This window comes from Arthrobacter horti (assembly GCF_030731045.1).
Classification (GTDB): domain Bacteria; phylum Actinomycetota; class Actinomycetes; order Actinomycetales; family Micrococcaceae; genus Arthrobacter_E; species Arthrobacter_E nanjingensis.
In genome coordinates, this window is record NZ_JAVALS010000002.1 from 245,592 (window position 1) to 270,283 (window position 24,692).

Genomic DNA, 24,692 nt, shown 5'->3' on the forward strand with positions numbered 1-24,692 from the left:
CGTGGCGGAGGGGACCGTACGAGATGAAGCACGTCATACGGACCGCGATGCACCGCGCCCCGAACCGGTGCTCCCGCCAGGAATGGTCCGCATGAGCGGGCGCCGCGCTGCGCAGGTGTCCGCGCCCAGGAAGCGCCGCCGCAAGAGTCAGGGGAGCCGCCGGGCGGACACCACTCTGGCCGCAGCCCTCGGCATCCACGTCCCGGACGGCCGGCGGGTCGCCTCCGTCGCTCTCGCCACCACCGTTCTCGCAGCCACCGCGAGCGTCGCTGTCACCGCGGACCGGGACCATTCCGTCCCGGCCTTCGCGGAAGGGCCCGCCGCGTCGGCGCCGTCGCAAGGGCTGAACGGCCCGGGGGAACGGACATCGCGGACCACGCCCGCCGCCACGCAGCAGGAGAGCCATACCCCGGCCACTGCTGCCGAAGGCGGAAACCCGGCCCCTGCCGCACGGGACACCCGGACGGCCCCGGGCCCGGCCGCCGTGGCCGTGCAGTCTTCCGGTTCAGCTGTGCTTCCCGCCGCTGCTCCGGAAGGGTCCGGCTCCGTGGCTCCGCAGCCTGGAGCCGTCGCGTCCGCTCCCGCGCTGACCAGCCCCGCACTGTCCAATCCCACGCTGTCCAGCCCGGCACCGTCCGGGGCGCCGGGCGGTCCGGCCCCGGGGACCGCCACGGCACCCGCGGGTTCCGGAGGGGATGCCTCCACTGCCTCCACTGCCGCCCCGGGCGCGCCGGCCGACGCCGGGAACGCCGGAACAGGCTCGCAGCCGGCCTCCGGCGGCGGCCTCATCGGCGTGGTCACCGGCACCGTCGGAGGCGTCCTGAATGGTCTCGGCGGCCTGGTGGGCGGGATCACCGGACGGCACTGAGCCCGTGCGGCCGTCCATCCGCCGGCGGGCCCGGTGAGGACTACGCTTGATGGGTGACTTCCCTGCATGAGATCCCGCTGACCATGAACGACGGCACCGAAACCACCTTCGGGCGGTTCCGGGGACAGGCCGTGCTGGTGGTCAATGTGGCATCCAAATGCGGCTACACCCCGCAGTACGACGGGCTCGAAGCGCTGTACGAGAAGTACAAGGACAGCGGCCTGGTGGTCCTGGGCGTGCCGTGCAATCAGTTCGCGGGGCAGGAGCCCGGGGAGGACGCGGAGATCGCCGAGTTCTGCCGGCTCAACTACGGCGTCACGTTCCCCCTGACCGCCAAGTCCAAGGTGCGCGGGAAGGAGCAGCACCCGCTCTATCACGAGCTGGTGAAGTTCAAGCACGGGATCCTGCCCGGCATCGTCAAGTGGAACTTCGAGAAGTTCCTGGTCGGCCGCGACGGGACGGTCGTGGAGCGCTTCGGCTCCAAGACCGAGCCCGATGACGCCGCGCTGCTCACCGCCGTCGAATCCGCGCTCGCGGAGGCCGCGCCGCCGTCGTCGCCGGGAGAGTAGGGCCCGCCGGCCTCAGGTGCCTGGCCGATCGGCCGCGCTGCCTGTTCAGCCGTCCAGGCGCTCGTGCCAGGCCTGCAGGAAGGCCAGGCCGGCCTGGTCGTTGATCACGTCATTGCCAAGACCCACGTGCACCGAGGTGAGGATGTGGTACGGCTTCTCCGGCAACTCGTCGGCCGGGCGGACATCCACATGCGCCACCGCATGCCCCTGTGCCTCCAGCCAGTCGGCCATGGCGTAGTCCGTGCCGGAGTCGCCCACGGTGCGCCACTGCTCCGGCTCCAGACCCCGCTCCTGCAGCCACGTCAATGCGCGCCAGGCGCCCAGGTCCTTGCCCAGCCGGGCGTGTTCGATGTCCGTGGAGATGATCGTGGGATCGACCAGGAAGTGGCCGGCGGCCGGGTCCTTGATCCCGCTGGCCTGCTCGGGGGCATCGGAACGGATGATGCCCCGCATGGCGTGGGCCGGCATGAGGGACAAAGCGTCCGCGTCGAAGAGGGGCTGCTGCGCCAGGTAGTCGGCACTGAGCGTGCCGACGTGCTGTTCCACGGACACCATGGCCAGCTTGGTCTCGTCGAAGAACATCCACTCCGAGTACTTGCGGGCCACCAGCTCCCGGATCGCGGCGGCGTAGCTGCGGGGCGTGGTGAAGCGCTGGTCCACCTGGACCTCGGAGGACCCGCCGGCGCCGAAGGTGAACCACGTGGCGCCCTTCTCGCAGATGGCCAGGAACTCCAGGCCCGGGGCGATGCCCGTTGCCAGCATGGGCTCCACCACCTGGCGGATCATGAACTCCGCGGAACGGCCGGTGTTGAAGATGACCGGCACCCCGCGGGAGGCCAGCCAGAGCAGCTCCGCGATGACCTGGTCCTGGACGGAGCGGGTGACGGGGCTGGCGATAGGGCCGTCCACGTCCAGCAGGAGCGCCAGGGGCGGCTGCGGGCCGTCCCCGGGCTCCACCGGCACGGTGGCCTGGCGCTTGGCGGGCGTGGTGGGGACGCTGCTCTCGCTCATGGGATCCATTCAACACCGGGCCGCGGAACACCGTCCAAATGATCACTGTTTCGCTACGAAGGCCCTGGCCCGCGGCGAGCCGATTCCTCCCGATGTGAAAGCCGCCTACGCTTGCCTGGTGATCTTCAAAGCTGTCGGAGAAGGACGTCCGTACCCCGAGCACGGGCACAACTCGCCCCGGGACTGGGCCTCGCTGCCGCCACGCCCCGTCCGTCTCGACGAGCTGGTCACCACCAAGCGGACCCTGGACCTGGAAGCCCTCCTGGCCGAGGATTCCACGTTCTTCGGCGATCTCTTCCCCCACGTGGTGGAGTACAAGGGCGTGAAATACCTGGAGGACGGGCTGCACCGCGCCGTCCGCACGGCACTGCACCAGCGGACGGCCATCCACGCCCGCGTCCTGGTCATCGAGGACTGATCCGTGAAGGACCGGGACCCCGAGTGGCTGCATGGCAGCCATGTGGTGTCCGGCCGCGAGCTTGAGGAGACCTTCAGTCCCGAGCTCGACGACGCCGCCCAGGGCCGCCGTTTCCGGCTGCGGCTGAGGCATGCCGTGGTCCTGGTCCTCCTGCTGATCCTGATCGTGGGCGGGATCGGCGCGGTGTTCTCGATCCAGATGGGCCTGCTGGTCCTTCCACAGGCGACGTCATCGCCGACGCCCACCTCACTGTGTCCGGCCGAGCCCCTGACCCCGCTGGCGCCGGCCTCCGTGAAGGTCAATGTCTACAACGCCACCACCGCCGCGGGCCTGGCCGCCGGGGTGTCCGATGAGCTGAAGGCGCGCAAATTCGTGGTGGGCACGGTGGACAACACCACCATGAACCTCAAGGGCCCGGTGGCGGTCATCTCCGGTGCGGACGGGCATGCCGCGGCGCTCGCCGTCCAGCGTCAGTTCCCCGGTGCGGACTACTACCAGGACACCCGGACGGACGGGAGCGTGGATGTGATCCTCCTGCCGGGGTACAAGGAGATGGCCGAGGCAGGGAAGGTGTCCCAGGCTCCCGGTGCGTTGCTGTGCCCCCGCGGGACGGCCACGGCGTCGCCATCGGCGAGCGGCCGCTGAGTCTCAGTCCGCCTGTGGGGGTACGACGACGACCGGCCGGCCGGCGTCGTCGAATCCCGCGCCCGCGCCGCTGGCGATGAAGCGGACCGTCGCGGCGATCTGCGCCTCCAGCTCGGGTGAGCCGGGCTCGTGCGACTTCACGCGAGACGCGGTGGAGGAGAGGGTGCCGAGGATCAGGCGGGCCAGGGCGTCCACGTCGCCCCGGGGCAGGAAGCCCTGTGCCATGCCGTTCCTCAGGATCTGCTGCAGCAGGCTGTTGAGTTCGCCCACGTGGTCCGCCAGCCGTGCGAAGGACTTCGCCGAGAGCACGGCGGCCATGGCCGGTCCCGGGGGCAGGTGGCGGCGGGTGAGGTCCTCCACCTGCGCCCGGATGTAGAGGGACAGCTGGTCCACTGGATTGTCCAGGGCGCCCAGGCCCTCGCGCAGCTCACCGACGAACTTCTCCGTCTCCGTCAGCGCGTAGGAGACCAGGAGCTCCTCCATGTCCGCGTAGTAGTTGTACACGGCGGTGCGGCCGATCCCCGCGTGACGGGCCACGTCCGTCATGGTCAGACCGGGGAGCCCCTGGGTGAAGAGGAGCTCGCCGAACGCGGTGAGGATCCTCCGCTGGGTCTCGGCACGCTGGGCCACGTTGCTGGCCGCGGAGATTTTGGGCATGGAGACACTTTACCGGATAGTGTCACCAAATGGGAGTGCTCAGCAGCCGTCCGGGCCGCAGGCCTCTCCGTTCAGCCCCGCATCGGCTCCGCCGGTGCCGACGGCGACCGGTGTCAGGAGGGGGTGGCTCTCCTGCCAGACCTCGTTCAGGACCTGGGTGAAGGTCTCGCTCGCCTGTGCGCCGGAGACGCCGTACTTGCGGTCGAAGACGAAGAACGGCACGCCGCTCACGCCCAGTGCGCGGGCCTCCGCGATGTCATGCTGCACGGCGTCCGTGTACTTGTCCGTGGTGAAGAGCTCTTCCACGTCATCGGCGTTCAGGCCGAGCTCCAGGCCCAGCGCGCGCAGGTACTCGGCGCTGCCGATGTCTTTGCCGTGCTCGAAGTGGTCGCTCAGCAGGCGCTCCTTGGCGGCGTCGGCCTTGCCGGACGCGGCGGCCAGGTGGATGAGGCGGTGCGCCGTGAAGCTGTTGGCCACCACCACGGTGTCGAAATCATAGGCGAGGCCCTCGCCGGCGGCCTGCTCGGCGACGTGCGCGAACATGCCCTTGACCTGGTCGGGGGCCATGCCCTTGCGCTGGCTGAGGTAGCTCAGCTCGGTGCCGTCGTAGTGCTCCGGGAGGGACGGATCCAGCTGGTAGCTGCGCCACTGGACCTCCACGGCGTGCTTGTGCGGGAAGGATTCCAGGGCTTTTTCAAAACGGCGCTTGCCGATGTAGCACCAGGGACACGCGACGTCGGACCAGATCTCAATCTTCACGTGACGCTTCAACCGCGGGGGGTGGACGATTATTCCGACGGGACGGGCCCGGGGCATGGATGGCATACCATGACGGATGCAGACGAGAGGGCGGTCAGGCCGCCCGGATAGCGCGGAATGATGACGAAAACCCCCACCACGGCGGCGGCCCGGAGCGCCCACGCCACCACCCATGGCCAGCCCGCCTGGCTCCTGCTTCTGGCCATCATCGGCATCGGCCTGACCATGCGCGGGCCGTTCATCGGCGTGGCTCCACTGGCGCCGGTGCTCCGCGGCGAGGTGGGGCTGAGCGATCTCCAGTTCGGCATCCTGACCGGGATCCCGGTGCTCTGCTTCGCGGCCTTCTCCCCGCCGGCGTCCTGGCTGGCCCGGCGCGTCGGAGCGGAGGTGGCCGTGACCTGCACGGTGGCGGGGGTCGCCGTCGGCGCCGTCATCCGCTCGATCGGCCCGGAGTGGGCCCTGTTCGCCGGGACCGCGATCATCGGCGCCGCCATCACCATCGGCAATATCGTGATGCCGCTGATCGTGCGCCGCGATTTCCCGGTGGAACGGCAGAGCCTGACCATGGGTGTCTACTCCGGGACCCTGAACTTCAGCGCGTTCCTGGCCTCCGTGGCCACCGCGCCGCTGGCCCAGTGGCTGGGCTGGCAGCTCGCCCTGGGCCTGTCCACGCTGCTGGCCGTCCTGGTCCTCGCCTTCTGGGTGTGGATCATGAAGCCCGTCGTGGCGCTCCGCTCGCCCCGGTCCGGCTCCGGTCCGGCCACCGCCCAGGACAAGGCCGCGCGGAAAGAATCCGCCCGCTTGAAGGGCGGCACCCTCACGGCCACGATCGCTCTGGTGATCGGCTTCGCCGGCCAGGCCTCCAGTTACTTCGGCATCACCGCCTGGCTCCCCAGCTATCTGCACGACACCATCGGCCTCGCCGCCACGGAGGCCGGCGCCGGCTCGTCGATTTTCCAGGTCATGGGCCTGGTGGGCGCCATCGGCACACCGCTGCTGGTCCGCTGGCTCGGGGGCACCCGCACCACGCTCGTGCTGGGCGTCCTCTGGGTCACCGTCCCGCTGGGCCTGCTGCTGCTTCCGCAGCTGTGGTGGCTCTGGGCCTTCACGGGCGGCTTCGCCCAGGGCGGCGGCTTCACCGTGATCCTCTCCGCCATCATCAAGGCCGGGTCCAACCAGGCCCAGACGGCCCGGATCTCCGCCCTGGTGCAGGGCATCGCCTACGTGTTCGCCGGCATCGCGCCCAGCGTCATCGGCTCCATCCATGTGGCCGCGGCCAGCTGGCAGATCGCCCTCCTGGTACCGCTGATGACCACTGCCGCGTTCCTGGTCTGCACCACCTGGGGTGTCACTCTGTCCGGGCGTCTGGCGGAGGCCCGGAAACGGCCCTGACGATCTCCCTGAGTGCTCATTAGTGGCGGCTTCCGCTGCCGAGAAGTCGCCACGAGTGAGCACTCAACGATGGTGAGGGACGACGACGGCGCGCGCTCACCGTGGTGAGCGCGCGCCGTCGTCGTATGCAGGTGTTCTTCCCTTCCGCACCGGCCGCCCCCGACTGTCGGGGTACGTGTTGCGATCCCGTGCACAGCCGGTACAGGAAGGGAGGGGTTCAGGCGGCCACCAGCTGGCGTTCCCTGGCGTCCTCGGTGGAGGCCGAGAGGAACCGGGCGTAGGCCGGGATGGTCAGGAAGGTGGGGAAGAAGGAGGCCAGAGCCACCTCTTCGAAGAGCTCGCGGGCGTCACGGAAACGGTCCCCCTCGAAGCGTTCCAGGCCGGCGTAGACCTCCTCGAAGATCTCCGTCACCCACTCGCGAGTGATCACCTCACCCTGGTCCGTGATGGCCTGGTTGTGGATCCACTGCCAGAGCTGGGAGCGGGAGATCTCCGCGGTGGAGGCGTCCTCCATGTTCCGGCGGATGGTCACCGCGCCGTTTCCCCGCAGCCAGGACTCGATGTACCGGATGCCGACCTCCACATTGGAGCGGATCCCGGCCTCCGTGATGGTGCCGGTGGTCCGGGACAGGTCGATCAGGGCGCGGGCGTCCGGGATCACGTCCAAACGCTGGCGGTCCATCTGGTGCGGGCGCTGCCCCAGGGCGGCGTCGAACACCTCACGGGCCGAGGCCACCAGGTCCGGGTGGGCCACCCAGGTGCCGTCGAAGCCGTCCACGGCGAAGCGCGTGGTGTCCGCGCGGACCGCGGCCGTCGCCCGGGCGTTCTGGGCGGCGTCGCGCCGGCTCGGGACCTCAGCGGACATGCCGCCGATCGCCATGGCGCCCCGCTTGTGGCAGATGTGCACCAGCTGTTCCGAGTAGGCCCGGATGAACGGCTGCTCCATGGTGATCTGGGAGCGGTCCGGGAGGACGAAGCGCGGACCGCGGGTCCGGAACGTCTTGATCAGGGAGAAGATGTAGTCCCAGTGCCCGGCGGCCAGCCCGGAGGCGTGATCCCGCAGTTCGTAGAGGATCTCCTCCATTTCGAAGGCGGCCGTGATGGTCTCGATCAGGACCGTGGCGCGGATGGTGCCCTGCGGCAGGCCCAGCAGATCCTGGGCCAGGATGAACAGGTCGTTCCACCAGCGGGCCTCCTGGTACGTCTCCACCTTCGGCAGGTAGAAGTACGGGCCGCGGCCCTGAGCCAGCAGGCGCCGGGCGTTGTGGAAGAAATACAGCCCGAAGTCCACGATGGACCCGGAGACCGGCTCGCCGCCGGCCAGCAGGTGCTTCTCCGGGAGGTGCAGGCCTCGGGGGCGCATCACGATGGTCGGCAGCGTGCCCTCGGTGAGACGCAGCTCCGTGCCGTCCGGGGCGGTGAAGTCGATGCGCCGCTCCAGGGCGTCCACCAGGTTCAGCTGCCCGGAGATGATGTTGCGCCAGCTCGGCGTGAGGGAGTCCTCGAAGTCCGCCACCCAGACGGAGGCGCCGGAGTTCAGGGCGCTGATGGTGGTGCGGCGGTCCGTGGGGCCCGCCAGCTCGACGCGCCGTTCGTTCAGGCCGGGGGCCGGGGGAGCGACCCGCCAGCTGCGGTCCTCACGGATGTGTTCGGTGCCGTGCGGGAACTGGGGGTCCTCGCCACGGGCGATCCGGGCACGGCGTCCGTGCCGGGCGTCCAGCAGTTCGGTGCGGCGCTCGCCGAGCGCGCGGTGCAGCTGAGCGATGAAGTGCAGTGCCTCGGGGGTCAGGATCTCGCCCTGGCGGCGGATCGGCTGAGCCGTCAGCTCGAAGGTGGTGTTCATGTCACTGTCCTTTGGAAAGTCGTGGGAACCTCAGTGGAACTGGCCCTCTTCGGTGGATCCCACCAGAGCCAGGGTGCTGCCGTTCGGGTTCAGGGCAGTGGAGACCAGATCGAAGTAGCCGGTGCCCACTTCGCGCTGGTGCTTGGTTGCGGTGTATCCGCGGTCTTCGGCGGCGAACTCGCGCTCCTGCAGCTCCACGTAGGCGCTCATGCCTTCACGGGCGTAGCCGTGGGCCAGATCGAACATGGAGTAGTTGAGGGCGTGGAAGCCGGCCAGGGTGATGAACTGGAAGGTGAAGCCCATGGCGCCCAGCTCGCGCTGGAACTTGGCGATGGTGGCGTCGTCCAGGTGCTTCTTCCAGTTGAAGGACGGGGAGCAGTTGTAGGCGAGCATCTGGTCCGGGAACTCGGACTTGACGGCCTCGGCGAACTTCCTGGCCAGCTCCAGGTCCGGGGTCCCGGTCTCCATCCAGATGAGGTCGGAGTAGGGGGCGTAGGCCTTGGCGCGGGCGATGCAGGGCTCCACGCCGTTGCGGACCTTGTAGAAGCCCTCCGCGGTGCGCTCGCCGGTGATGAACTCCTGATCCCGCTCGTCCACATCGCTCGTGATGAGGGTGGCGGCCTCGGCGTCGGTGCGGGCGATGATGACGCTCGGGACACCGGAGACGTCCGCGGCCAGGCGGGCGGCGTTCAGAGTGCGGATGTGCTGCTGGGTGGGGATGAGCACCTTGCCGCCCAGGTGGCCGCACTTCTTCTCGCTGGCCAGCTGGTCCTCCCAGTGAACACCCGAGGCGCCGGAGGCGATCATGGACTTCATGAGCTCGTAGGCGTTCAGCGGCCCGCCGAAGCCGGCCTCCGCGTCGGCGACGATCGGGACCAGCCAGTCCTGGACGCTCTGCTTGCCTTCGGAGAACTCGATCTGGTCCGCACGGAGCAGGGCGTTGTTGATGCGGCGCACCACCTGCGGCACCGAGTTGGCCGGGTAGAGCGACTGGTCCGGGTAGGTCTGGGCCGCGTTGTTGGCGTCGGCGGCCACCTGCCAGCCGGAGAGGTAAATGGCCTGCAGGCCGGCCTTGACCTGCTGCACGGCCTGGTTGCCGGTCAGGGCGCCGAGCGCGTGGGTGTACTCGCCGCGGGCCTTCTGCTCGGTGAGCTGGCTCCAGAGCTTCTCCGCACCACGGCGGGCGAGCGTGTGCTCTTCGCTGACACGACCGCGGAGGCGGACGACGTCGGCGGCCGTGTAGTCTCGCTGGATGCCCTCCCACCGCGGGTTGGCAGACCATTCGAGCTGCAGGGCGGCGGCCGCCTCGTCCGGGCTGGTGCCCTGCGCTGCGCTGAATTCTGCGGTCATGTCATTCTCCTCAAGTAGGGCTCCACATCGAGCCGTTCTTTCCTGTGCTTCAAGATTTCCGCACTTTCCACGGCCCTTCTAGAGAAAAACCCTGGAAAGAAATGCACTTCTTTGCGTATCCTCAAGAAATGACAGCTTCGGAGCAGCACACCGTCCGTGGAGGCTGGAGCGCCGGCCGTGAACGCCCCGCACCCCTCGCGGAGAGCGGGGGAGTGGACGTCATCGCCCTCGGCCGCCGCGTGCGCCATCTCCGCAAGAAGGCGGGCCTGACACTGGATGCGCTCTCCGCCGTCGTCGGCATGGCGCCGAGCCAGCTCAGCCTGCTGGAGAACGGCAAACGGGAGCCGCGCCTGGGCGCGCTGCAGCAGCTGGCCGCCGCGCTCGGCGTCGGGCTGGACGATCTGCTGGGGACGGAACCGCCCAGCCGGCGTGCTGCGATGGAGATCGATCTGGAGCGCTATCAGCGCAGCGCGTTGTACGAATCGCTGAACCTGCCCGCCATCCGCATCGGGCCGCGGCTGCCCAATGACGTGCTGGAGGCGCAGCTGGGACTGCTCAAGGAGCTCGAGCGCCGGCTCAATGAGCAGCTCGCGACGCCGGAGGAGGCGCGCCGTGCCAACACCGAGCTGCGCGTCATGATGCGCGAGCAGGGCAACTACTTCCCGGAGTACGAGGCCGAGGCCAAGAAGGTGCTGACCGGTGTGGGGTACACGGGCGGGCCGCTGAGCCAGTACGTCATCTCCGACATCGCCGCGCATCTGGGCTTCACCCTGCACCACGTGGGGGACCTGCCGCACTCCACCCGCAGCGTGACCGATCTGAAGAACCGGAGGATCTATCTGACGCAGGGATCCTCCGGGGATCACGATCCGCGGTCCGTCCTGCTGCAGGCGCTGGGGCATTACGTGCTGGGGCATGAGACGCCGCGCAGTTACGGCGAATTCCTGCAGCAGCGGGTGGCGACCAATTACTTCGCCGCGTCCCTCATGCTCCCGGAGGACGCCACCGTGGAATTCCTGCAGCATGCCAAGGCGGCCAAGGAGATCGCGATCGAGGACGTGCGGGATCACTTCGCGGTGTCCTACGAGACGGCGGCGCACCGCTTCACGAACCTGGCCACGCACCATCTGGGCATCACCACGCACTTCCAGAAGACGCACCAGAGCGGCATCATCTACAAGGCGTACGAGAACGACGGCGTGATCTTCCCCAAGGACCACACCGGATCCATCGAGGGCCAGCCGAGCTGCAAGAACTGGACCAGCCGGGTGGTGTTCACGGTGCCGGACAAGTTCAGCCCGTACAGCCAGTACACGGACACCAAGGCCGGGACGTTCTGGTGCACGGCCCGCACCGAGCACTCCGCCGGGGGAGAGTTCTCGCTGTCCGTGGGGGTGCCGTACCAGCACGTGAAGTGGTTCCGCGGGCGGGAGACCACGGTGAGGTCCGTGTCCAACTGCCCGGATCCGTCCTGCTGCAAGCAGCCGCCGGCGGCGCTGGCCCAGGCCTGGTCCGGCAACGCCTGGCCCTCCGCGCGGGCGCACTCGCACCTGCTGGCGGCCATGCCGCCGGGCGCGTTCCCCGGCGTAGACGAGACCGAGGTGTACAGCTTCCTGGCGAAGCACGAGTAGGGGCGGCGGCAGCCACTCCGGCTGGGCGGCGGGAGCCTTACCCCGGCTGCCACAGCTCGATGCGGTGGCCTTCCGGGTCCGTGACCCAGAAGTTGAGCATGCTCTGCTGATCCGGAGAGCCGAAGTACTCGGTGTCCGCGGGGAAGGCGCCGAACAGCCCTCCGCCCCGCCTTCCAGCCAGCCTCCCGGGCAGGTGGCCCTGCCGTCGTCGTCCGTCCCGCTGGAGCCCGTGCCCGCGTGGCCCAGCGCTTCGGGCATCGGTGCCGCGCTGCAGGGGGACACGCGGGAGTCCCAGCAGTATCGCGAGGTGAGAGCCCTCAACGACCGGCAGACCTCGGAACCGAGCGGAGTCCGCAGCGAGCTCGCCACGAGCCGGGGGGGAGCCTGACTCAGCGCTGCACCGCCGCTGTGCACCCTGCCGGACGGGCGCGGAGCGGCGTAACCTGAAAGGACAGGACCGGATCCCAGGCGCCGCTTCGCGGTGCCGGACCGGGTTTGTCAGAAGGGAGGCCCGCCATGGCCTCGACACCAGTACATCCCAGGCGGCACGGGCGGATTTCCGCGACCGCAGGCTCACGGGGCGCCGACCCGGCCGCCTCCACTCCCGCGCCCGACCCCCCAGGGGGTGCCGTGCCCAATACGGTTCCGCCCGGCACCTCGGCGACCCGAAGCAGCCGCACACCGCGGACCACGCGCGTCGCCGTGGTGTGGGCCGCCGTCGTCGTCGGGCTGCTGGCCCTGATCCTGCTGATCATCTTCATCCTGCAGAACCAGCAGCCGGCACGCGTGTACTTCCTGGGACTGGACGGCACCGTGCCCCTGGGCATGGCGCTGCTGGTCGCGGCGGTGGGAGGAGGCGTCCTGGTCGCGGCCGCCGGGCTGGCCCGGATCGTGCAGCTGCGCGCCGGCGCCCGGAAGGCACGCAGGTCCTCCCAGGCTCCGCCTGCGGCCTGATCCGGGAGGTCCCGTGCCAGAGCGTGCATTCGACAGGATCGTGCTGATCTTCAATCCCGCACCGGGAGGTACGCCCGCAGCCGCCGCCGCACGGCTTCATGCGGTCCTGCGCGAGCGTCTCCCCGGGACCCCGGTGCGCCTGGCGCCCACCGCCGGTCCAGGTCACGGCCGGGTTCTGGCACGGAGCGAAGCGGAGCTGCCGGGCGACGGGCGCCCGCTCCTGATCTCCGTGAGCGGCGACGGCGGCTACCACGACGTGGTCAACGGCGCCATGGAGGGCGGCGGGCGCGCCGTGTGCGCCGTGCTGGGCGCCGGCAACGCGAACGACCACCGGCGCAGTACCCGCACCGAACCGCTGCTGCGTGCCATCGAGCGCGGTCACCTGCGGCACATCGACCTCCTGCGGCTCCAGGTGGGCGAGGGGAGCGACGGCTGGTCGCGCTGGGCGCACTCCTATGTGGGTTTCGGCCTGACGCCTCGCATGGCGATCGGCATCGAACGCGGGGTCAAGGGCCGCTACAGCGAGCTCGTCTCCGTGGCGCGGGTCCTGCGGAGCCTCGCTCCCATCGAGATCACCAGGACGGACGGTGCCACGGCCGTCCTGGACAGCCTGATCCTGGCGAACGTCACGGGAGTGGCCAAGTACGGGAGGATCAGCGCCGGCCCGTCGCCGGACGACGGATTGTTCGAGGTGCTGCTCCTGCCGCATGCTGCGAAGTGGCGGATCGGACTCATGACCCTCCGCGCGGTGACGATCGGGCTGGAGCCGGAGGCAAGCGTGGCACGGTACGGCTTCACGAGCCCTCACGCGATCCCGTTGCAGATCGACGGCGAGGTGCTGGAAGTGCCGGCCGGCGCGTCCGTGCTGGTCGAGTCCGTGCCGCGCACCCTGGTGACCCTCGGATGAGGACCGGCCGGGCGGCCGCTCTGGGCAGTGCCGGACGGGACCCGGGAGCCGGCTCTCGGAATGCCGTGTGACAGCTCTTCGACATAGGATGCCGCATGCCCCTGGGGGCGTTCCGCATCCTGGAAGAGAGAGGTTCACCATGTCCGAGGACAGCCTGCACGGAGGAGCGAAGAAACTCCGTTCCAGACACGTCACCATGATCACGCTCGGCGGCATCATCGGCTCCAGCCTGTTCGTCGGCTCCGGCAACGTCATCCACGCAGTGGGGCCGGCCGCCGTCATCTCTTATCTCATCGGTGGGCTCCTGGTCTTCCTGGCCATGCGAATGCTCGGCGAGATGGCTGCCGCGCGGCCCGCCGTCGGCTCCTTCATGGAGTATGCGCGTGTGGGCCTTGGGGACTGGGCCGCCTACTTCGTCGGCTGGCTCTACTGGTACTTCTGGGTGGGCGTGATCGCCTATGAGGCCGTGGTGGGCGGCTCCATCCTGCACGGCTGGATGGACGGCGTGCCCGCCTGGGTGTTCTCCGTGCTCCTGCTGCTCGTCTTCACCGGCTCCAATCTGGTGTCCCTGCGCTCCTTCGGTGAGACCGAGTTCTGGCTGGCGAGTGTCAAGGTGGCCGCCATCGTGGTGTTCCTGGTGGTGGGCGTGCTTTTCGCCTTCGGCCTGTGGCCCGACGCGCACTTCGCCATCCCGAACCTCTGGGAGCACGGCGGTTTCATGCCGCAGGGCTTCGGCGCCGTGATCGGCGGGGTCGCGATCGTGATCTTCTCCTACTTCGGCACCGAGATCGCCGTCATGGCCGCCTCTGAGTCCGAGGATCCGGCCAAGGGCGTCCGTCAGGCCACCAGCACCGTCATCTGGCGGATCCTGATCTTCTTCGTGGGCGCCGTGCTGCTTATCGTGACCATCGTGCCGTGGAATCAGCTGCCTAGCCCCAAGGAGAAGGCGCCCTTCGCCTACCTGTTCAGCCTCTACGGCCTGCCCGGCGCCGACATCGTCATGAGCGCCGTCATCCTCACCGCGGTCTGCTCGGTGCTGAACTCCGGTCTGTACTCCGCGGCCCGCATGTTCTCCTCGATCGCCGAGCAGGGCTACGCCCCGAAGATCATCGCCAGTAAGTCCGCGAGCGGCATCCCGGTGGCCGCCGTCATCGCCTCCACGCTGGGCGGATACGCCGCTGTGCTCGTGAACTTCGCCGCCCCGGACTCCGGCATCTTCGACTTCATCATGAACTCCGCCGGTCTGGTGGCCCTGTTCGTCTACGCGTTCATCGCCCTGACCCAGATGCGGACCCGCGCCCGCATGTCCCCGGAGGAGACCGCGGCGCTCAAGCTGCGCATGTGGCTGCACCCCTGGCTCGGGATCCTGGTGATCGCGGCCGTGCTGGGCATCGTGGTGATCATGCTCCTCTCCGGTCCGGACATGCAGGTCCAGGTGTGGACGTCCCTGGTCTCCGTGGCCGTCCTGGCCGTCTTCTGGCCGCTGGTGCACCGGAAGCTCAAGGCCCGCCGCGCCGCCGGTGTTGAGGAGCACGGCATCCCCGCGGAGGTCCCCGGGCACTGACGGTCCTCTCCCGGTGCCGAGGCCGCTAGTTTCGGCCGAGAACGCTTATTCAACTAGCGTTTTCGGCCGAAACTAGCGGCCTCGCGCTGTCTCCGGGTATGGGTGTGCCTGCCACCGCGGCCCCGTCATCCGGCGTCTTTCTCGAAGCCGTCCCACGGAAACTCTTGACCTCCCCTCATTGCTATGTAACATTGCACATGGCACGTGATACACATCACAACACTGTTGAGAGGCCGGTTCCCCGGCCATGACAGGGAAGACGGGCATGGCGAAATCAACCCCCACCGAAGCGCACCGGGTGCCCCGGCTCGGCATTCAGCTGGAGAACATCAGGAAGCACTACGGAGACCACGTGGTGCTGGACGATGTCTCCCTGGACGTCGAACCCGGCACCGTGACCGCGCTGATCGGCCCTTCCGGCGCCGGCAAGAGCACCTTTCTGCGGTGCATCAATCTGCTGGAACAGCCGGACGGCGGCACCATCCGCGTGGCCGGCCACACCATCGAGCCCGGGAAGAACATCGCCCCGAAGGACCTGGCCCGCCTGCGCAGCGCCGTCGGCATGGTGTTCCAGTCCTTCAATCTCTTCCCGCACATGACCGCCCTGAAGAACATCAGCTTCCCCCAGCAGCGCGTCCTGGGACGCAGCAAGGACGAAGCCGATGAGCGTGCCATGCAGCTCCTGGAGCGCGTGGGCCTCAAGGACAAGGCGCATCAGCACCCCGGCCGCTGCTCCGGTGGCCAGCAGCAGCGCATCGCGATCGCCCGGGCCCTGGCCCTGGACCCGTCCATCATGCTCTTCGACGAGCCGACCTCCGCCCTGGACCCCGAGGTGGGCCTGGAGGTCCTGGCCGTCATGCGCGAGCTCGCCGCGGACGGCATGACCATGGTGGTGGTGACGCATGAGATGCAGTTCGCCCGCGACGTCTCCGACACCCTCGTGGTGATGGCCGACTGCAAGATCATCGAGCAGGGCGACCCGCGGGCCATCATGAGTGACCCGCAGGAGGCCCGCACCCGGCGCTTCCTCCGCGCCGTCCTGGAGCGCTGAGATGGACGCGCTCCTCGCCGTCGTGCAGGGCCTGCCGATGACGCTGTGGCTGACCCTCGCGGCGTTCGCCATCGGCATCGTGGGTGCCGTCCCGCTCTCCCTGGCCCTGACCTCCCCGATCGCACCCCTGCGCTGGGCGGCCCGCCTGGTGGTGGACCTGATCCGAGGCGTGCCGATCATCGTCTGGCTGTTCCTCCTGAAATTCGGCATCCACGTGGGGACGTTCAAGTTCTCCCCGGTCAACGCCGCGATCGTGGGCCTGGGCGTGGTGTCCATAGCCTATCTCGCCGAGATCTACCGCGGCGGCATCCAGGCCGTGCCGCGCGGCCAGCTGGAGGCGTCCAAAGCGCTCGGCCTGAGCGGCGGCACCACCTTCTTCGGTGTGGTCATCCCGCAGGCCTTCCGGATCGTGTCCCCGTCCATCGCCACCTACCTGGTGGGCCTGCTGAAGGACTCCTCCATCGCGTCCACCATCATCGTCTCCGAGATGGTGTTCCAGTCGCAGTCCTTCGCCCGGCAGCACCCCACGGTGGAGGGCATCCTGCCCTACGTGATCGTGGGTGTCATCTACATCGTCCTGAGCCTGCCGGTGGCGTTCCTGTCCCGCCGTCTCGACGCCCGGATGAGGAAGGCGATCTTCGCATGAACTGGCTTCAGCAATGGGCGGGCTACCTGCCCCAGATGCTCTCCGGGCTCGGTGTGAGCCTCTTCATCGCGGCCGTGGCGATCGTGGCCGGCTACCCCCTGGGCCTGCTCCTGAGCGTCATGGTCCAGCACCGGAACCTGGTGATCCGCACGCTCGGCCTGGCCATCGTGGAGATCGGCCGCGGCGCCCCCGCCCTGGTGATCCTCTACCTGGTCTACTACGGCCTGCCGAAGTTCGGCATCGCGTTCGAGAGCATCCAGGCCGCGTGCATCGCCCTGGTGTGGAACGCCGCCGCGTACTCCAGCGAAATCATCCGCGCCGGGCTCCAGTCGGTGGCGCGCGGCCAGACCGAGGCCGCGTACGTGCTGGGCCTGTCCGGCCGGGACACCTTCTTCCGGGTCATCATGCCGCAGGGCATGCGCTCCGCCATCCCGGGCCTGATGGGCGTGGCCATCCAGATGTTCCAGGGCACGTCCCTGGCCTACGCCATCGCCGTCCCGGAACTCATGAAGTCCGCCTACAACATCGGCAGTGAGGACTTCAACTACCTCCAGATCTTCACCCTGGCCGGGATCTGTTACGCCGTGATCTCCATCCCGGCCACGTGGATCACCGTCTACTTCGAAAAGCGCATGTCGCGCCACGCCTGACAACCCCTCCTCACAACCCCTTCCGAGAGGACCCCCATGAAAATCCAGACCCTCAAGCGCTCCGGTGTGCTGGCCGCCGTCGTCCTGCTGGCCGGTGCCGGCCTCACGGCGTGCAGCAGCTCCAGCTCCAACGCGGCCTCGGGCGACTGCACCCCCAAGCATCAGGGCGTCACCACCGTCGCCCAGGGCAAGCTGACCGTCGGCGTCATCGACATCCCGCCGTTCAGCAGCTACAACAGCGGCAAGCCCACCGGCATCGACATCTCGATCGTGAACAAGATCGCCAAGGACGAGTGCCTGACCCCGGTGTACCAGCAGGCCACCTATGCTGACGCCGTGCAGTCCATCTCGGGCGGCAACATCGACCTGGCGGTCGGCACCATCGACGCCACGGCCAAGCGCCTGAAGGCCGTGGACTTCTCCGCCTCCACCTACCTGGACGGCATGGGCCTCGCCTCCAAGACCGGCGCCAAGACGGTCGCCGATCTGGAGGGCATGAAGAAGGTCGGCACGATCGACGGCTACCTCTGGGTGGAGGATCTGAAGAAGATCCTGGGCGACAAGCTGGTCACCTACCCGTCCAGCGTGGAGCTCAAGGCGGACTTCGACGCCGGCCGTCTGGACGCCGACGTCGACGCGTACGGCGTGCAGGTGCTGCAGTTCAAGGACGCCAAGGGCGTCACCGTCTCCCTCGCGAACGACAAGCCGGACCCGCGCGTCGGCGCCATCACCCACTCGCCGGAGGCCGCATTCCCGCTCACCAAGGGCAATGACGGGCTGAAGAAGGCGCTCAGTGACGGTATCGAATCGCAGCGCAAGGACGGCACCATCACCAAGCTCCTCACCGATGCCGGCCTCACCGCCGGTCTCGGCAAGGTCGCCGACACCCAGTACGTGGTGCCCGCCAGCTGATCGTCCCGAGTGCCGGGGCGCTCTGCCCCGGCACTCTTCATCGTGGCATAGTGCAATGTCACATGGTAATATCAAACCTGTGAGGTGACTCACAGCGCGGCCGCCGTCCGGCGCAGAGCCGCCTCATTGAAAGGAACCGGAAATGACCGAAACCCGTAAGCCGTGGCGCGGGGTCCACGTGGCCACCACCCTCCCGTTCAACGACGACCTGAGCGTGGACTTCGACTCCTACGCCGAGCACGTCGCCTTCCTCGCCGCCGCCGGCTGCGACGGCGTGGCTCCCAACGGCTCGCTGGGCGAGTACCAGACCCTCAGCGATGAGGAACGCGCCCGCGTCATCACCACGGCGATCGAGGCCGCCCCCGAAGGCTTCACCGTGATGGCCGGCGTCGGCGCCTACGGCGGCCTGCAGTCGCTGCGCTGGGCCGAACAGGCTGCCCAGGCCGGCGCCCAGTCCGTTCTGGCGCTGCCGCCGAACACCTACCGCGCCAACGAGGACGAGGTGGTGGAGCACTACCGCCTGGTGGCGAAGGCGGGCCTGCCGATCGTGGCCTACAACAACCCGATCGACACCAAGGTCGACCTGACCCCGCGCCTGCTGGCCCGCCTCCACGGCGAAGGCCTGATCGTGGGCGTCAAGGAGTTCACCGGCGACGTCCGCCGTCCCTACGAGATCACGGAGCTCGCCCCGGAGCTGGACATCATCATGGGCGCCGACGACACCGTTCTGGAACTCGGCATCGCCGGCGCCGTCGGCTGGGTCTCCGGCTACCCGAACGCCATCCCGGAGATCTCGATGGAGCTCTACCGCCTGGCCATCTCCGACAGCGCCGAGGACCTGGTCCGCGCCCGGGACCTCTACCGCGAGCTGCACCCGCTGATGCGCTGGGACAGCAAGACCGAGTTCGTCCAGGCCATCAAGCTCTCCCAGGACATCGCCGGCCGTCGCGGCGGCACCTGCCGCCCCCCGCGCGGCCCGCTCGCCCCTGAGATCGTCGCCGCCATCACCCGCGACACCGAAGCCGTCCTGGCCAAGGGTTACAAATAAATCCGAGCGATCCGGTGCCATCGCTGCCCCAGCGTGTGGCACCCAAGCGAGCGTCGGCAGCCGACCGAGCGGATCCCGGTCCTTCGGAAAGTCGCGCATCGCGCCCGGAGAGGATTCGAAGGTCGTCCCACGACCGAGAATCATCGCAGGGCGTGTCTAAGCGACGTCGAAGGACCGGAATCCGCGGCCCCGAAGCCCGAAGCTCAACGAAACCCACCCACAACCAAGGAGCAACGATGAGGACCAAGCGCGTCTTCCACGCCGTGGACTCGCACACCGAGGGCATGCCCACACGGGTGATCACGGGCGGTGTGGGGACGATCCCCGGCGCCACCATGGCGGAGAAGCGCCTCTGGTTCATGGAGAACAGCGACTGGATCCGCACGCTCCTGATGTACGAACCCCGCGGCCACGCCTCGATGAGCGGTGCGATCCTGCAGCCGTCCACCCGGCCGGACGCGGACTACGGCGTCCTGTACATCGAGGTCTCCGGGCTGCTGCCGATGTGCGGCCACGGCACCATCGGCGTCGCCACGGTGCTGGTGGAGACGGGCATGGTGGAGGTGGTGGAGCCCGTGACCACGGTGCGGCTGGACACCCCGGCCGGGCTGGTGATCGCGGAGGTGGCGGTCACGGACGGCCACGCCGAGTCGGTGACCATCCGCAATGTGCCGTCTTTCGTGGACCGGCTGGACGCCTCCGTGGAGGTGCCCGGCCATGGCACGGTCCCCTATGACCTGGCGTTCGGCGGGAACTTCTACGCGGTGGTGAAGCTGGAGGATCTGGGCCTGCCGTTCGAGCGGGAGCGCAAGGACGATCTGCTGAAGGCCGGCCTGGCGATCATGGACGCGATCAACACCACGGACGAGCCGGTCCACCCGGAACGCCCGGACATCCGCGCCTGCCACCACGTCTACCTGCAGGCGCCCGGTTCCACGGCCGAACACTCCCGCCACGCCATGGCCATCCACCCCGGCTGGTTCGACCGCTCGCCCTGCGGCACCGGCACGAGCGCCCGGATGGCACAGCTGCACGCCCGCGGCGAACTCGCGCTGAACACGGACTTCGTCAACGAGTCCTACATCGGCTCCCAGTTCATCGGCCGCCTGGTGGAGGAGACCGAGGTGGCCGGCCGTCCCGCGGTGGTCCCCACGGTGACCGGACGGGCCTGGATCACCGGAACGGCCCAGTACTTCCTGGATCCGAGCGATCCGTTCCAGGAGGGGTTCCTCCTGTGACCCTGCCGTACTTCGACGCCGCCCAGGTCCGTGCCCGGGCGCCCTGGCGCACCACGGTGGACGCCCTCGCCGCCGCCTTGCGGACCGAGGTGGACCCGGAGCTGGACGGCCCGCGGGTCTTCAGCCCCGCACCGGACGGGGAGTTCTTGCTCATGCCGGCCTCCGGTGCCCGGTACAGCGGCGTCAAGGCCCTGACCGTGGCGCCGAACAATCCTGCGCGCGGTCTGGAGAAGATCCAGGGCGTGTACGTGCTCTACAGCTCGGACACGCTGGCGCCCGTCGCCCTCATGGACGGTACGGAACTCACGGCGATCCGGACCCCGGCGGTCACGCTGCTGGCCGTCACCCGGATCCTGTCCGCCGCCCCGGGCGGCGCGCCGGAGAACCCGGAGGTCCTGGTGTTCGGTGCGGGCGTGCAGGCGCTCAACGTGCTGCGCGCGGCGGACGCCCTGATCCCGGGCGCCCGGCTGGGCGTGGTGGGCCGGAGCCAGGAGCGCGTCCGCGCTCTCCTGGAGACGCTGGCCGCCGAGGGGATCGCGGCCGAGGCGCGCACGGCCGACGACGTCGCCACGGCGGAGGTGATCATCTGTGCGACGACCTCGACGACGCCGCTGTTCGACGGCGCCGTCGTCGCACCCGGCGCGGTGGTGGCGGCCATCGGCCAGCACGGGCTGGACGCCCGCGAGGTGGACGCGGCGCTGGTCCACCGCAGCGATGTGGTGGTGGAAGGCCGCGCCTCGGCGCTCCGTGAGGCCGGCGATCTGATCCCTGCGCGCAGCGCTGCGGAGTGGCAGGAGATCCGGCCGGCCAATCTGCGGGACCTGGTGGTGGACGGGATCGAACGGACCCCCGGGAAGCCGTGTCTGTACGCGGGCGTCGGCATGGCCTGGGAGGACCTGGTCACCGCCGCGATGGTGTATGAAGGGGGAACCATCCCATGACCCTCACAGGAGTGACAGCCGTGAACCCCGTGTCTGATCTTCCCCTCGCCCCGATCGCCCCGCAGCAGAGCCTCCGGGAAACCGTGACGGAGTCCCTCCGCGCTGCCATCATCGCCGGCAGTCTGGAGGAAGGGACGCTGTACTCGGCCCCGGCGCTGGGCGCCGTGTTCGGGGTGTCCGCCACCCCGGTCCGCGAGGCCATGATGGACCTGGCCCGGGAGGGCCTGGTGGAGACCGTGAAGAACAAGGGTTTCCGGGTGCTCGGGGTGAGCGAGGAGGAGCTGGACGAGATCACGGAGATCCGTCTCATGATCGAGGCCCCCGCCGTCGGGAAGCTCCCGGGCAGGGTCCCGGAGAGCGCGTTCCCGCGCCTGCGGAAGCTGGCCGCGGACATCGTCAGCGCCGCCGAGGAAGGCGATCTGACCGCGTACCTGGTCAATGACCGCACCTTCCACAGCGAGCTGCTGAGCTTCTACGGCAACGGGCAGCTGGTGGACTTGGCCACCCGGCTGCGCATGCGGACCCGCATGTACGGCCTGAAGACCCTCAGCGACAACCACAAACTGTCCCATTCGGCGAAGGAGCACGACGAGCTCCTGGACCTCATCCAGGCCGGGGACGCGGCGGGCGCGGAAGCGCTCATGCGGCGTCACCTGGGCCACGCCCGCGGCCTCTGGGCCACCGGCGATCAGGAATCCACCCCCTAGGAGAGCACATGAGCAGGGCCAGCGACGTCCTGGTGATCGGTGCGGGCGTCATCGGCGCCGCCACGGCGTACTTCGCCGCCCGGGCCGGCCTGTCGGTGACCCTCGTGGACCAGGGTCTCCCCGCGAGCGGGACGTCCTCGGCCTGTGAGGGCAACATCCTGGTCTCTGACAAGGAGCTCGGCCCGGAACTGGAGCTGACCCGCTATTCCCTCTCCGTCTGGAAGGGCGAACTCGCCGAACACCGGCATCTCTGGGAGTTCGAGGCGAAGGGCGGCATCATCGTCGCCTCCCAGCCCAGCAGCCTCGAATCCCTGAACCGCGTGATGAGCGTGCAGCGCGGCTTCGGCGTCGCCGTCGAGGAGCTGGACCCGGCCGCCCTGCGCAAGGCCGAACCGCACATCAACCCGGCCGCCCTGGGCGGCGCCTACTACCCGGAGGATTCGCAGGTCCAGCCCATGCTGGTGGCCGCGCAGCTGGTGCGGCTCGCCACGGAGGCAGGTGCCGTGTTCCACGCGGGCGTCACGGTCACCGGCATGATGCGCGACGGCGACCGGGTCACCGGGGTGCGCACCTCGCGGGGCGATTTCGCCGCCGGGAACGTGGTCAACTGCACGGGCACCTGGGCGGGGGAGATCGGGGCGCTCGCGGGCGTCAACGTCCCCGTCATGCCGCGCCGCGGCTTCGTGATGGTCACCGAACCTCTCCCGCCCATGGTGCATCACAAGGTCTACGCGGCCGAGTACATCGACAATGTGGGCAGCTCCGACGCCGGCCTGCAGGCCTCCCCGGTGGTGGAGGGGACGCCCGGCGGGACCATTCTGATCGGCTCCACGCGTGAACGTGTCGGCTTCGACAGGACCGTCAGCACCGAGGCCCTGCGTCGCCTGGCCCAGAACGCCACCGGCCTGTTCCCCTTCCTGTCCTCCGTGCGGGCCATCCGGCACTATCACGGCTTCCGGCCGTACTGCCCGGACCACCTCCCGGTGATCGGCCACGACGACCGCGCGCCGGGTCTTTGGCACGCCGCCGGGCACGAGGGTGCCGGGATCGGCCTGTCCGTCGGCACCGGCAAGCTCCTGTCCCAGGCCCTCACCGGCCAGGCCACCGATGTGGATCTGACCCCCTTCGCCCCGGCGCGGTTCGGCGCCCTCGACCCGACCCCGATGGAGGCCTCCCGATGAGCTCGGTGGACCGCGACGTCCGTTTCACCTTCGACGGGCGCGAACTCGCCGCCGAGCCCGGCCAGACCGTGGGCGCAGCCCTGGTCACCAACGGCGTGACGGCCTGGCGCGGCACGCGCAAGGAAGGCCGACCGCGCGGCCTGTTCTGCGGGATCGGCGTCTGCTTCGACTGCCTCGTGACGGTGGACGGCGTGGCCAATCAGCGGGCCTGCCTGGTGGAGCTTTGCGAGGGCATGGACGTGCGCGGAACTCTCGCAGGAGACGAGACGGAGGAGACCCGATGAGTGACCTCACTGTGGACGTGGCCGTCGTCGGCGCAGGGCCGGCCGGCCTGGCCGCGGCCGTCGCGGCAGCGGAGGCCGGTGCCGTGGTCGCCGTCGTCGACGCCGGGACCCAGACCGGCGGCCAGTTCTGGCGCCACCGCCCGGAGACGGGCGACGCGGACCCGGACGGGCACGGTCACCACGACTGGAACACGTTCCTGGACCTGCGCCGCCGCTTCCGCGCCGGGATCGCCGCGGGCCGGGTGCACCACCTGCCCGGCCTGCAGGTCTGGATGGCTTCGAAGAACGACGTCGACGGATTCACACTGCGCACCACGCGCACCGTGGTGGGCGGCGAGGGCGTCACGCCCACCGTGCACGCCGCGCGGCTGGTGCTGTGCCCGGGCGGCTACGACCGCCAGCTGCCGGTGCCCGGCTGGGACCTGCCCGGTGTCATGGCGGCCGGCGGCATCCAGGCGTTCATCAAGGCCAACGGAGCGCTGCCCGGCAAGCGGTTCGTGGTGGCGGGGACGGGACCGTTCCTGCTGCCCGTGGCCGCGAACATCGCCGAGGCCGGGGGAGAGGTGCTCGCCGTGCTCGAGTCGTCCTCTCTGTCCAAGTGGTTCCCGCACTGGAAGGCCGCGGCCTCCGTGCCGGGCAAGGCGCTGGAAGGTGCCGAGTATGCGGGCATTTTCGCCCGGCACCGGATCCCGTACAAGACCCGCAGCATCGTGACCGCGGTGAGCGGGACCGATCGTGTGCAGACCGTGAGCTGGGCGAAGGCCGACGCCGACGGCCGGGCCATCCCCGGGACCGGCGGCCGCTATGAGGACGTGGACGTGATCGGCTTCGGCTGGGGCTTCACGCCGCAGATGGAGCTTCCGCTGTCGTTCGGGGTTCAGACCCGCCTGGACGCCGACGGCTCCCTGGTGGCCGTGGTGGACGAACGGCAGGAGTCCTCCGTGCCGGGCCTGTTCCTGGCCGGTGAGGTGACCGGTGTCGGCGGTGCCGTGCTCGCGGTGCTGGAAGGAAAAGCCGCGGGGACAGCGGCAGCCGACGCGTCCGCCGTCGTGCTTCCCGCCGATGTCCTGCCTGCGAAGGAGGCGGCGCGCCGTGACCGGCACCGCCGTTTCGCACAGGCGATGCACCAGGCGCACCCCGTGCCGCACGCGTGGCAGGAGTGGCTCACGCCGGAGACCCTGGTGTGCCGCTGCGAGGAGGTGCCGGTGTCCGAAGTGACCCAGGCTCGGTCCACGCTCGGCGCCGAGGATTCCCGCAGCCTCAAGTCCTTCACCCGGGTCGGCATGGGCTGGTGCCAGGGGAGGGTGTGCGGTTTCGCCGGCTCCTGCCTGGGCGCCGGGCCCGGCGAACCCGCCGCGGCCGCATCCCTGGCCTCGGCCGCCAAGCGGCCCCTGGCGGTGCCGGTGCCGATCTCCGAACTCGCCTCCCTTAACGACTGACTTCCCCCCGTCCCGAAAGGACTACCC

At 69.4% G+C, this 24,692-nt stretch carries 26 protein-coding genes; 21 read left to right on the forward strand and 5 right to left on the reverse strand.

What is annotated here, in order from left to right:
- The first annotated feature begins 91 nt into the window (after positions 1-91).
- Positions 92-868 (forward strand): hypothetical protein, encoded by a 777-nt coding sequence (locus Q9R02_RS05005; RefSeq protein ID WP_305995554.1) that lies wholly within the window; start codon positions 92-94, stop codon positions 866-868.
- A 53-nt stretch (positions 869-921) separates the two neighbouring features.
- Positions 922-1,437 (forward strand): glutathione peroxidase, encoded by a 516-nt coding sequence (locus Q9R02_RS05010; RefSeq protein ID WP_305995555.1) that lies wholly within the window; start codon positions 922-924, stop codon positions 1,435-1,437.
- 45 nt (positions 1,438-1,482) lie between these two features.
- Here Q9R02_RS05010 and Q9R02_RS05015 read toward each other — a convergent pair whose 3' ends face one another.
- Positions 1,483-2,448: a Cof-type HAD-IIB family hydrolase gene (locus tag Q9R02_RS05015; protein ID WP_305995556.1), complete on the reverse strand. Its 966-nt coding sequence runs from the start codon at positions 2,446-2,448 to the stop codon at positions 1,483-1,485.
- A 118-nt stretch (positions 2,449-2,566) separates the two neighbouring features.
- On the opposite strand from Q9R02_RS05015, the gene Q9R02_RS05020 reads away from it, so the two are divergent.
- Both Q9R02_RS05020 and Q9R02_RS05025 read left to right on the forward strand, forming a co-directional pair.
- Positions 2,567-2,866, forward strand: a complete 300-nt coding sequence (locus tag Q9R02_RS05020) for a type II toxin-antitoxin system VapB family antitoxin (RefSeq protein ID WP_305995557.1) — start codon at positions 2,567-2,569, stop codon at positions 2,864-2,866.
- 3 nt (positions 2,867-2,869) lie between these two features.
- Positions 2,870-3,511: a LytR C-terminal domain-containing protein gene (locus Q9R02_RS05025; RefSeq protein WP_305995558.1), complete on the forward strand. Its 642-nt coding sequence runs from the start codon at positions 2,870-2,872 to the stop codon at positions 3,509-3,511.
- 3 nt (positions 3,512-3,514) lie between these two features.
- Here the strand turns inward: Q9R02_RS05025 and Q9R02_RS05030 are convergent, their stop codons facing one another.
- Positions 3,515-4,168, reverse strand: a complete 654-nt coding sequence (locus Q9R02_RS05030; RefSeq protein ID WP_305995559.1) for a TetR/AcrR family transcriptional regulator — start codon at positions 4,166-4,168, stop codon at positions 3,515-3,517.
- Between the two features lie 39 nt (positions 4,169-4,207).
- Positions 4,208-4,927, reverse strand: a complete 720-nt coding sequence (locus Q9R02_RS05035; RefSeq protein WP_305995560.1) for a DsbA family oxidoreductase — start codon at positions 4,925-4,927, stop codon at positions 4,208-4,210.
- Between the two features lie 120 nt (positions 4,928-5,047).
- Between Q9R02_RS05035 and Q9R02_RS05040 the strand changes: the two genes are divergently transcribed.
- Positions 5,048-6,319 carry an MFS transporter gene (locus Q9R02_RS05040; protein ID WP_305995561.1) on the forward strand — a complete coding sequence of 424 codons (1,272 nt, stop codon included), beginning with the start codon at positions 5,048-5,050 and terminating at the stop codon, positions 6,317-6,319.
- 217 nt (positions 6,320-6,536) lie between these two features.
- Here Q9R02_RS05040 and aceB read toward each other — a convergent pair whose 3' ends face one another.
- Entirely contained in the window at positions 6,537-8,162 is a 1,626-nt protein-coding gene (gene aceB, locus Q9R02_RS05045; RefSeq protein ID WP_305995562.1) for a malate synthase A, read from the reverse strand.
- Positions 8,163-8,192: 30 nt separating this feature from the next.
- Positions 8,193-9,512, reverse strand: coding sequence for an isocitrate lyase (aceA, locus tag Q9R02_RS05050; protein WP_305995563.1), 1,320 nt, complete (start codon positions 9,510-9,512; stop codon positions 8,193-8,195).
- 128 nt (positions 9,513-9,640) lie between these two features.
- Between aceA and Q9R02_RS05055 the strand changes: the two genes are divergently transcribed.
- From Q9R02_RS05055 to Q9R02_RS05130, 16 genes are all read left to right on the forward strand, one after another.
- Complete coding sequence (locus tag Q9R02_RS05055) at positions 9,641-11,143, forward strand: helix-turn-helix domain-containing protein (protein WP_425279214.1); 1,503 nt, start codon at positions 9,641-9,643, stop codon at positions 11,141-11,143.
- Positions 11,144-11,372: 229 nt separating this feature from the next.
- The gene (locus Q9R02_RS05060; protein WP_305995565.1) at positions 11,373-11,531 is read left to right on the forward strand and encodes a hypothetical protein; all 159 of its coding nucleotides are present in this window, start codon (positions 11,373-11,375) and stop codon (positions 11,529-11,531) included.
- Positions 11,532-11,773: 242 nt separating this feature from the next.
- Complete coding sequence (locus tag Q9R02_RS05065; RefSeq protein ID WP_305995566.1) at positions 11,774-12,097, forward strand: LapA family protein; 324 nt, start codon at positions 11,774-11,776, stop codon at positions 12,095-12,097.
- 13 nt (positions 12,098-12,110) lie between these two features.
- Positions 12,111-13,004 carry a diacylglycerol/lipid kinase family protein gene (locus tag Q9R02_RS05070; protein WP_305995567.1) on the forward strand — a complete coding sequence of 298 codons (894 nt, stop codon included), beginning with the start codon at positions 12,111-12,113 and terminating at the stop codon, positions 13,002-13,004.
- A 139-nt stretch (positions 13,005-13,143) separates the two neighbouring features.
- On the forward strand, positions 13,144-14,568 hold the full coding sequence (locus Q9R02_RS05075; RefSeq protein WP_305995568.1) for an amino acid permease: 1,425 nt from the start codon (positions 13,144-13,146) through the stop codon (positions 14,566-14,568).
- A gap of 265 nt (positions 14,569-14,833) precedes the next feature.
- Complete coding sequence (locus Q9R02_RS05080) at positions 14,834-15,619, forward strand: amino acid ABC transporter ATP-binding protein (RefSeq protein ID WP_305995569.1); 786 nt, start codon at positions 14,834-14,836, stop codon at positions 15,617-15,619.
- Position 15,620: 1 nt separating this feature from the next.
- A complete protein-coding gene (locus Q9R02_RS05085; protein ID WP_305995570.1) occupies positions 15,621-16,265 on the forward strand; it encodes an amino acid ABC transporter permease in 645 nt (214 codons plus the stop codon).
- Positions 16,262-16,915 (forward strand): amino acid ABC transporter permease, encoded by a 654-nt coding sequence (locus Q9R02_RS05090; RefSeq protein ID WP_305995571.1) that lies wholly within the window; start codon positions 16,262-16,264, stop codon positions 16,913-16,915. The genes Q9R02_RS05085 and Q9R02_RS05090 overlap by 4 nt, the downstream gene beginning before the upstream one ends.
- Positions 16,916-16,951: 36 nt before the next feature.
- On the forward strand, positions 16,952-17,827 hold the full coding sequence (locus tag Q9R02_RS05095) for a substrate-binding periplasmic protein (protein WP_305995572.1): 876 nt from the start codon (positions 16,952-16,954) through the stop codon (positions 17,825-17,827).
- A 142-nt stretch (positions 17,828-17,969) separates the two neighbouring features.
- The gene (locus tag Q9R02_RS05100; RefSeq protein WP_305995573.1) at positions 17,970-18,875 is read left to right on the forward strand and encodes a dihydrodipicolinate synthase family protein; all 906 of its coding nucleotides are present in this window, start codon (positions 17,970-17,972) and stop codon (positions 18,873-18,875) included.
- A 236-nt stretch (positions 18,876-19,111) separates the two neighbouring features.
- Positions 19,112-20,113 (forward strand): proline racemase family protein, encoded by a 1,002-nt coding sequence (locus tag Q9R02_RS05105; RefSeq protein ID WP_305995574.1) that lies wholly within the window; start codon positions 19,112-19,114, stop codon positions 20,111-20,113.
- Positions 20,110-21,054: an ornithine cyclodeaminase family protein gene (locus Q9R02_RS05110; protein WP_305995575.1), complete on the forward strand. Its 945-nt coding sequence runs from the start codon at positions 20,110-20,112 to the stop codon at positions 21,052-21,054. Before Q9R02_RS05105 ends, Q9R02_RS05110 begins: the two co-directional genes overlap by 4 nt.
- Positions 21,055-21,074: 20 nt before the next feature.
- Positions 21,075-21,761, forward strand: coding sequence for a GntR family transcriptional regulator (locus Q9R02_RS05115; RefSeq protein WP_305995576.1), 687 nt, complete (start codon positions 21,075-21,077; stop codon positions 21,759-21,761).
- A gap of 8 nt (positions 21,762-21,769) precedes the next feature.
- Positions 21,770-22,942, forward strand: coding sequence for an NAD(P)/FAD-dependent oxidoreductase (locus tag Q9R02_RS05120; RefSeq protein WP_305995577.1), 1,173 nt, complete (start codon positions 21,770-21,772; stop codon positions 22,940-22,942).
- Positions 22,939-23,226: a (2Fe-2S)-binding protein gene (locus Q9R02_RS05125; protein WP_305995578.1), complete on the forward strand. Its 288-nt coding sequence runs from the start codon at positions 22,939-22,941 to the stop codon at positions 23,224-23,226. Before Q9R02_RS05120 ends, Q9R02_RS05125 begins: the two co-directional genes overlap by 4 nt.
- The gene (locus Q9R02_RS05130) at positions 23,223-24,665 is read left to right on the forward strand and encodes an FAD/NAD(P)-dependent oxidoreductase (protein WP_305995579.1); all 1,443 of its coding nucleotides are present in this window, start codon (positions 23,223-23,225) and stop codon (positions 24,663-24,665) included. Before Q9R02_RS05125 ends, Q9R02_RS05130 begins: the two co-directional genes overlap by 4 nt.
- The last annotated feature ends 27 nt before the right edge of the window (positions 24,666-24,692 follow it).

What these genes read in the sequence shown, in the direction of transcription:
- Q9R02_RS05090 (WP_305995571.1), top strand. Translation starts at nt 16,262, where the DNA reads ATGAACTGGCTTCAGCAATGGGCGGGCTACCTGCCCCAGATGCTCTCC.
- Q9R02_RS05095 (WP_305995572.1), top strand. Translation starts at nt 16,952, where the DNA reads ATGAAAATCCAGACCCTCAAGCGCTCCGGTGTGCTGGCCGCCGTCGTC.
- Q9R02_RS05085 (WP_305995570.1), top strand. Translation starts at nt 15,621, where the DNA reads ATGGACGCGCTCCTCGCCGTCGTGCAGGGCCTGCCGATGACGCTGTGG.
- aceB (WP_305995562.1), bottom strand. Translation starts at nt 8,162, where the DNA reads ATGAACACCACCTTCGAGCTGACGGCTCAGCCGATCCGCCGCCAGGGC.
- Q9R02_RS05030 (WP_305995559.1), bottom strand. Translation starts at nt 4,168, where the DNA reads ATGCCCAAAATCTCCGCGGCCAGCAACGTGGCCCAGCGTGCCGAGACC.
- Q9R02_RS05130 (WP_305995579.1), top strand. Translation starts at nt 23,223, where the DNA reads ATGAGTGACCTCACTGTGGACGTGGCCGTCGTCGGCGCAGGGCCGGCC.
- Q9R02_RS05100 (WP_305995573.1), top strand. Translation starts at nt 17,970, where the DNA reads ATGACCGAAACCCGTAAGCCGTGGCGCGGGGTCCACGTGGCCACCACC.
- Q9R02_RS05005 (WP_305995554.1), top strand. Translation starts at nt 92, where the DNA reads ATGAGCGGGCGCCGCGCTGCGCAGGTGTCCGCGCCCAGGAAGCGCCGC.
- Q9R02_RS05075 (WP_305995568.1), top strand. Translation starts at nt 13,144, where the DNA reads ATGTCCGAGGACAGCCTGCACGGAGGAGCGAAGAAACTCCGTTCCAGA.
- Q9R02_RS05055 (WP_425279214.1), top strand. Translation starts at nt 9,641, where the DNA reads ATGACAGCTTCGGAGCAGCACACCGTCCGTGGAGGCTGGAGCGCCGGC.
- aceA (WP_305995563.1), bottom strand. Translation starts at nt 9,512, where the DNA reads ATGACCGCAGAATTCAGCGCAGCGCAGGGCACCAGCCCGGACGAGGCG.
- Q9R02_RS05015 (WP_305995556.1), bottom strand. Translation starts at nt 2,448, where the DNA reads ATGAGCGAGAGCAGCGTCCCCACCACGCCCGCCAAGCGCCAGGCCACC.
- Q9R02_RS05105 (WP_305995574.1), top strand. Translation starts at nt 19,112, where the DNA reads ATGAGGACCAAGCGCGTCTTCCACGCCGTGGACTCGCACACCGAGGGC.
- Q9R02_RS05120 (WP_305995577.1), top strand. Translation starts at nt 21,770, where the DNA reads ATGAGCAGGGCCAGCGACGTCCTGGTGATCGGTGCGGGCGTCATCGGC.
- Q9R02_RS05040 (WP_305995561.1), top strand. Translation starts at nt 5,048, where the DNA reads ATGACGAAAACCCCCACCACGGCGGCGGCCCGGAGCGCCCACGCCACC.
- Q9R02_RS05080 (WP_305995569.1), top strand. Translation starts at nt 14,834, where the DNA reads ATGGCGAAATCAACCCCCACCGAAGCGCACCGGGTGCCCCGGCTCGGC.
- Q9R02_RS05125 (WP_305995578.1), top strand. Translation starts at nt 22,939, where the DNA reads ATGAGCTCGGTGGACCGCGACGTCCGTTTCACCTTCGACGGGCGCGAA.